This window comes from Roseateles aquae (genome assembly GCF_032337115.1).
Lineage (GTDB): Bacteria > Pseudomonadota > Gammaproteobacteria > Burkholderiales > Burkholderiaceae_C > Roseateles_C > Roseateles_C aquae.
Genome location: NZ_JAVXZY010000024.1, coordinates 1 through 4,873, shown reverse-complemented (window position 1 = coordinate 4,873; position 4,873 = coordinate 1). Strand labels below are relative to the sequence as shown.

Sequence of the window (4,873 nt, the reverse complement as noted above, 5' to 3'; positions counted from 1 at the left end):
CTCGTCCAGCAACGCCAGCCTATCCACCCGCTGCGTCGCGTCCGCAACCATGCCCTCCAGCACTCTCCGGTAGTACCCGGCAAAGCGCTCTATCGTCTCGGCATCAAACAAGGCTGTCGCGTAGACGATGCTGCCCTTGATAGCCCCGCCGCTTTCCGCCAGCGACGCGTAGAGATCACAGTAACTGGCCTCATGTTCCTGCACGATCGAGCGAAGGCTCAGACCAGGCAGCGCCGACTCGCCCGCTTCGGGCGTGTTGTTGAGCGTCAGCATGGTCTGGAACAAGGCGTTGTGACTCAGGCTGCGGGCCGGTTGCACCGCATCGAGCACCTGTTCGAACGGCACATCTTGATGCGCCTGCGCCTGCAGGACACTGTCCCTCACAACTCGGAGCAGCCCCGCGACCGAGCACGCCTCAGCTTGCGAAGCGCCTAGCTCGACGCGCATGGCCAGCGTGTTCAGGAAGAAGCCAATCAGACCCTCGATCTCGGCACGCTGGCGATTTGCGATCGGGCTGCCGATCACGATGTCGTCCTGGCCTGACAGCCGCGACATCAGCACGGCCCAACCCGCCAGCAGCGTCATATAGAGCGTCGCGCCATGGTGGCGCGCTAGCGCCTTGAGACCATGCGTGAGTTCCGCGTCGAACTCGAACGCGACGCTGGCGCCGGCAAAACTCTGCTGTGCCGGGCGCGGTCGATCGGTCGGCAGTGCGAGCAAGTCGGGAGCGCCAGCGAGGCGCTGCTTCCAATAGCCAAGCTGCTGCTGCAAACGCTCGCCCTGCAGCCACTGGCGCTGCCAGGCCGCATAGTCGGCGTACTGGATCGGCAGGGGCGACAGGGGATCCTCGCGCCCCTCACTGAAAGCCGCGTAGAGCGCGCAGACCTCGCGCACCAGGATGCCCATCGACCAACCATCGGAGACGATGTGATGCTGGTTGATCAGCAAGACATGATCCGTATCGCCGAGTTTCAGCAGCTTGCCGCGGATCAGCGGCCCCTGGGCAAGATCGAAGGGCATGCTCGCGTGATCAAGCATCAGCCGCTGGACGGCAGCCTGCTGCTCATGGCCCCGCAGGGATGTCAGGTCCTCTTCGGCCAATGCGAAGCCGCTGTCGGCCTCGTCTATCACCTGGCCGACAACATCGCCCTGCTGGACGAAGCGTGTACGCAAGCTCTCGTGGCGAGCAACGATGCGGTTCAACGTGGCACTCAGCGCCGCGCGGTTCAGCGAGCCCTGCAGCTGCAGCGCTGCAGGCATGTGATAGGCCGCGCTCGCCGCCTGATCGAGCTGCGCGAGGAACCACAAGCGCTGCTGCGCCCACGACAGTGGCAAGCGCGCGCCCCGATCAGCGGGCTGAATTGCGTCCAACTTGCTGTGTTCTCCAGCGCGCGCCTGCAGCGCATATTCGAACAGGGTCGGATGGGCGAACAGGCTGCGCAAAGGCACTTCGATGCCGAGCCGCTCGCGCAGGCGGGAGCCCTGCTGAACAGCCAGCAACGAGTGGCCGCCCAGCGCGAAGAAATCGTCGTGCCGCCCGACGCGATCAAGCTTGAGCAACTCAGCCCAGATGGCGGCAATCGTCTCTTCGAACAAGTCTTGTGGAGGCTCGTAGTCGCGCGCCACGATCGCCCGCTGATCCGGCGCAGGCAGTGCCTTGCGGTCCAGCTTGCCGTTGGCCGTCAGCGGCAAGGCCTGCAGCTGAACAAAGGCACTTGGCACCATGTAATCGGGCAGCTCGCGCGCCAGCTGCGCGCGCAGGGCCGAGATGTCAAGCGCGACATCCTTCGCACTAGGGTCCGCATCGGGCACCACATAGGCCACGAGGCGTTTGTCATCGTCAGCCGAGTCCTGACGCGCCAACACCGCCGCTTCGCGAACGCCAGCGCAGGCCACCAGCCTAGCCTCGATTTCGCCAAGTTCGATGCGAAAGCCGCGGATCTTGACCTGGAAATCATTGCGGCCGAGGTATTCGATCTTGCCATTGGGAAGCCAACGTGCCAGATCGCCGGTCCTGTACATGCGTGCGCCCGCCTGGAACGGATCAACCAGGAAACGCTCGGCCGTCAGCGCCTCGCGCTTGAGGTAGCCGCGCGCCACACCAGCTCCACCAATGTAAATCTCGCCAGCCACGCCGACGGGCACCGGCTCGCCGCAGCGATCGAGGATGTAGATGCGCGCATTGCGCAAAGGCTTGCCAATATGCGGCCTCGCGTCATCCTCACCAATCTCACCCAGCGTCGCGTCAACCGTGCATTCGGTCGGCCCGTACATATTGAAGAAGCTGATATGCCGCGCCCGGCGCAGTCGGTCCCAGGTCTGCTGCGCAATGGGCTCGCCGCCCAAGAGCACGGCCTTTGGCTGATGGGCGTGGGGCTCCAGCAGCCCGGCCGCGAGCAACAACTCCAGCTGCGAAGGCGTGCTGTCGAAGGCGTCGATCTCGTGGCGGCGCAAAAATGCCAGCACACGTGCACCATCACCGCGCAGTTCCTGCGGCACAAGGTGTACGCAATGCCCGGACAGCAGCTGCAGCCAGCCCTTCCAGGACATATCGAACGCGAATGAGGCGTTCAGCGCGATCCGAGCCTGCGGGGGGCAACCCTGATGCGTGGTCTCGCGCATTGCCTGCCAGAAATTCAAGGCGCAATGATGCTCGACCATCACCGCCTTTGACGCTCCCGTCGAGCCCGAGGTGTAGATCATGTAGGCGAGCGCCTCGCCTGCCCTGGCCTCGCCAACACTCAGATTGAGCGCATTCACCGGTGCACTCGACAGCCTCGTGTCCGCATCCAGCGCGAGCAGCTCGATGCCGCCGAGCTGCCGCAGTTCGTCCTCCAGCGCCAGCTGCGTCAGGATCAGTGCCACGCCGCTGTCCTGCACCATATGGCGCAGCCGCTGCAGCGGTTGATTGGGCTCCATCGGCACATAGACAGCGCCGGCCTTCAAAATGCCCAGCCAGCCGACTGCCATCTCGACGCTGCGCGACAGGCACAGCGCTACCGGCTGTCCGGGCCGCACGCCAAGCCGGACCAGCACATGGGCCAATTGATTAGCGCGCTGCTCAAGCTGCAGGTAACTGAGTGCCCGATCCTCGCAGACAATCGCCGGGGCATCGGGCTGCTGCAGGGCAATCGCTTCGAAACGCTGCTCTATGCGAGTGTCACGCTCGTGCTCCACCGGCGCGGGATTGAACGCCTCAAGCAAGCTGTTGCGTTCGGCCACAGGCTGTAGCGGCAGGCGCTGAACCGACCGCTTGTCGTCTTGCACCATGCCCTCAAGCAAGCAAACAAAGCTCTTGATCCAACGCTCGATCGTCGCCGCATCGAACAGATCGGTGGCATACAGAATCGTCGCCAGGAGTCCGGGCTGCTCCATCTCCTGCACGGAGATCGAGAGATCGAATTTGCTTGACCCCAGCGTTGTCGCCCAACTGCTCAACTCAAGGCCGGGCAAGTGCAAGGCCTCGTCCTGTGTGCCACGGCTGTTCAGCGTCAGCATGGTTTGGAACAGCGGACTGTAGGCCAAGCTCCGCTGTGGCTTGACCGCCTCAACGACCTGATCAAGCGGCAGATCCTGGTACTCGTATGCCCGCAGCAGGTCGCTCTTGACCGCCGCCAGCAGCGCGCCCAGATCGAGTTCGCCGCCACCATCATCGCCGCCGAAGACGGCCACTCGCAATGCCAGGGTGTTGGAGAAAAAGCCAATCAGGCCCTCAAGCTCTGCGCTTTGACGGTTGGCAATCGGGCTGCCAATGACGACCTCATTCTGTCCTGACAGCCGCGCCATCAGGACGGCCCAGGCTGCGAGCAAGGTCATGTACAGCGTCACGCCATGGCGTTGACCGAGCGCCCTCAGTCCACGGTCCAGTTCAGCGCCAATTTCAAAGGCGATACTCGCGCCCGCATAGCTCTGCTGTGCGGGCCGTGGACGATCGCTTGGCAATGTCAGCAGCTCAGGCGCACCGGCAAGGCGGGATTGCCAGAAGTCCAGCTGTGCCGCAAGGCGTTCACCTTGCAGCCATTCACGTTGCCAGGCCGCGTAATCGGCGTACTGGATGGCCAGCGCTGGCAATGGATCAACCTGGCCGGCGCTGAACGCCGCGTAGAGCTGGGAAACTTCGCGCACAAGCACGCCTGCCGACCAACCGTCGGAGATGATGTGGTGCTGATTGATCAGCAACACGTGCTCGTCATGGCCCAGACGCAACAGCGTGCCGCGGATCAATGGCCCGATGGCCAGGTCAAATGGCATGCTGGCATGATCGAGCGCCTTGCGCTCGACCGCCGCGGCCTGCTCATGGCCCCGCAAAGAGCTCAGGTCAGCCTGGTCGAGCTTGAAGCCGATATCGGGTGAATCGATCACCTGGACCGGCTGGCCATCGGACTGAACAAAGCGAGTGCGCAGATTCTCGTGGCGCGCCACGATGCGATTCAGTGTTGCCTCCAGTGCCTTCAGATCCAGCTCGCCACGCAAACGAAGTGCCGAGGGCAGGTGGTAGGCAGCGCTTGCAGCGCTATCCAGCTGCGCGAGGAACCACAGCCGCTGCTGTGCCCATGAGAGTGGCAAGGGTCGGCTGCGGTCGGCCGGAACGACTGCGCGTTCGCGCCCCCCGGCCCCAGGACTACCCTTCACGCCCTCGACGCAAGCGGGCGAGATTCTTGCAGCGAACGCGGCCAGAGTCGGATGCTCGAACAGATCCCGTAGCGCGACCTCCGCAGCGAACTGCTGCTGCAGCCTGGACATCAGGCGCACGGCCAGCAGCGAATGGCCACCGAGTTCGAAGAAGTGGTCGTCACGGCCGACTTGGTCACGCCCCAGCAGTTCACACCAGATCGCCGCGATGGCGGCCTCCAACTCGCCTCGCGGCGCTTCG

1 protein-coding gene is annotated in these 4,873 nt (G+C 64.0%); it reads right to left on the bottom strand.

The genetic code is table 11. The features are described from left to right. Positions 1-4,873: non-ribosomal peptide synthetase (locus tag RQP53_RS24540; protein ID WP_315653364.1), on the bottom strand; the 4,873-nt coding region annotated here is incomplete at both ends.